This window comes from Nostocoides japonicum T1-X7, from assembly GCF_001046855.1.
GTDB lineage: Bacteria > Actinomycetota > Actinomycetes > Actinomycetales > Dermatophilaceae > Nostocoides > Nostocoides japonicum.
In genome coordinates this window covers 5,140,888-5,143,549 of sequence record NZ_HF570958.1, presented here as the reverse complement: position 1 = coordinate 5,143,549, position 2,662 = coordinate 5,140,888, and the positions used below count along the sequence as shown (strand labels likewise).

Annotated in this window: 3 protein-coding genes; 1 reads left to right on the top strand and 2 read right to left on the bottom strand. The window is 72.5% G+C overall.

The features are described 5' to 3' along the window. A partial coding sequence (locus BN12_RS23210; RefSeq protein ID WP_235432518.1) for a glycosyltransferase family 2 protein occupies positions 1-1,105 on the bottom strand: 1,105 nt, incomplete at its 3' end. 343 nt (positions 1,106-1,448) lie between these two features. Between BN12_RS23210 and BN12_RS23205 the strand changes: the two genes are divergently transcribed. Beyond that, entirely contained in the window at positions 1,449-2,240 is a 792-nt protein-coding gene (locus BN12_RS23205; protein WP_048555813.1) for an inositol monophosphatase family protein, read from the top strand. Positions 2,241-2,339: 99 nt separating this feature from the next. Here the strand turns inward: BN12_RS23205 and BN12_RS25700 are convergent. Next, positions 2,340-2,662, bottom strand: a 323-nt coding sequence (locus BN12_RS25700) for an aggregation-promoting factor C-terminal-like domain-containing protein (protein WP_456093711.1), incomplete at its 5' end; no start/stop codon positions are given.

Below are 2,662 nucleotides of genomic sequence, written 5' to 3'. Positions count from 1 at the left end.
CGGACAGGAGCGCGAGCGAGCCGATCATCATGCCGCTGACGAAGAGCAGCACCGTGCTCGCGGGGAAGTAGAAGGGGTGGCGCACCATGTCGACGACGCCCTTGACGAGCGCGATGGCGATGAGCCACAGGGCCGGCGGCATGAGGACCTTGAGCGGGTCGAAGTACATGACCATCCGCAGCACCTGGAGGATGTAGCGGTACGCGTCGCGGACGAAGTGGAACTTGCTCGTGCCCTCGCGCTTGGCATACGACGTCTCGACGTACTTGACGTCGTGCTGGTTCGACAGGAACGCGATCGTGATCGTCGTGACGCACGAGAAGCCCGCCGGCAGGAGCCGCAGGTAGGGCAGCGAGACCTCCCGCCGGAACGCCCGCAGCCCCGAGTTGAGGTCGGGGATGCGCTGGTTGGTCAGGTGCTCCGCGACCTTGCGGATGAACCACTTCGCGGGCACCCGGGCCCACTTGTGGGTCCCCTCCTCGGTCGTCCGGGCCCCGACGACCTGGTCGTACGTCGGGTCGTCGTGCAGGACGCGGACGAGGTCGGGGATCCGCTCGTTCTCGTAGGTCATGTCGGCGTCGGTCCACACGACGATCTCCCCGCGGGCCAGCTGGCTGCCGATGCGCCGGGCCGTCCCCGCGCCGCCGTTGCGCCGGAACGGCAGCACCTTGACGCTCGGGTAGTCCGCGCGCGCGTCCCGCAGGACGGCGAGGGTGTCGTCGGTCGACGCGTCGTCGATGCAGAGGATCTCGTAGCCGAACTCGCTCTCGTCGAGCACCCGGGAGATCCGGTCGATCTCTTTCAGGACGTGGGCGCCCTCGTTGTAGCAGGGCAGGACGACGGTGACGTACGGGTCGGGCAGCGTCGGGTCGTCGCCCTCGACGACGTAGCCGGTCCGCGGCCCGTGGTCCTCGCGACGCGAGATGGTCGGGGTGTATGCCGTGGGCTCGGTCGGGTCCGCCGCCGGCCCGGCCGGGGCCTGCGTCATCGGCTCGGTCAGGTCCGCGGACGTCAGGCCGGTCGGTGTGCATGCCGGCGGCTGGGTCGGGTCCGCCGCCGGGCCGGTCGGGCCCTGCGTCATCGGCTCGGTCAGGTGCTCGCTCATCGCCCGCGAGCCTACCGGCGGTTGGTGTGCCGGCCGCCCTCCTCCCCTGCGGGCCCCCCTGTCGCCCCCTTTCCCGGTCCTCGGGCCGCGCCCACCCGCTCGCCCCGGCCCCGCAGCTTTATCGGGTCACCCGAAAAGACGTGGCCTCGCCCCACTTCCCTTCCCGGGTGAAGCCCGGTCTTCCGGGGTCACCCGATAATGCTGCGGGCGGCGAACCTGACGCTGCGGGCGGCGCACCTCATGCTGCGGGCGGCGGACCGGGCCGGGCACCGCGACGGACCGGCCGACCCTCGCGCCACACCCGGGTTTTGTCCTCGGGTGGCGAGCGGGAATAGTGGCGGGCGTGGACTCCGACGAGGTTCTCTCGCTCCTGAAGCAGGTCGCCGCCGACGTCATCACGCCGCGCTTCCGGTCGCTCGCCGACGGAGAGGTCATGGAGAAGAAGCCCGGGGACCTCGTGACGGTCGCCGACCGCGAGGCGGAGACGGCGATCACGGCCGAGCTCGTCGCGGCATACCCCGACGCCGTCGTCCTCGGCGAGGAGGCCGCGGCGGCCGATCCGGGCCTCATCGACCGTTTCCGGGCGGCCTCGCACGGCTTCACCGTCGACCCCGTCGACGGGACGAAGAACTTCGTCCACGGCAACCCCGACCACGCCGTCATGGTCGCCGAGGTGCGCGGTGGCGAGACGGTGCGGGGCTGGATCTGGCAGCCGGAGCACGAGGTGGGGTGGATCGCCGAGAAGGGTGCCGGGGTCTACCGGGACGGGGTCCGGATGCACCGGGCGCCGGTCCCGGACAAGCCCGGCCGACCCGTCGGCTCGACGTCCATCTGGTCGCTGCGTGGCCACGTCCTCGACGACCTGCCGCCGCTCGGCCCGTCGTGGGTGTGCTGCGGGGTCGACTACCCCCGCCTCATCGAGGGCGCCACCGACTACCTCCTCTACTCCGGCACGCACGCCTGGGACCACGCGCCGGGAACCCTCATGGTCGCCGAGGCCGGCGGCGCGTCGGGCCACCCCGACGGCACGGCATACCGCCCTCTCGCCGACCCGCCGGGGCTCGTCGTCGCGGCCGACCGGGTGACCCTCGCGTGCGTCCAGCGGCGCGTCGGGCCGGTGTTCGCGCGCCGCTGACGGGACTCGTCGGTCGGGTGGCACACCGGGCATCCCGACGCGCTGCGGATCCCGGCCGAGCCGTGCGAGGGGCCCACCGGCTCGATCGGCCCGACCGGCTCAGTACCAGTGGGGTGAGCGCGACTGCCACGCCGACCACGCGGCGCACGGCGACCCGTAGGCGGACCGGATGTAGCCGAGCCCCCACCGGATCTGGGTGACCGGGTTGGTGAGGTAGTCCGACCCCACGGCCGCCATCTTGTAGCCCGGCAGCGCCTGCGGGATGCCGTACGCGCCGGACGAGGGGTTCGTCGCGCTCCACGACCAGCCGCTCTCGCCGTTCCACAGGCTGACGAGGCATCCCCACTGGCCGCCGCCGAAGCCGTAGGACCCCATGAGCCCGCGCGCGATCGCCTGGGGGTTGCGCTGGGCGCTCGTCTGGG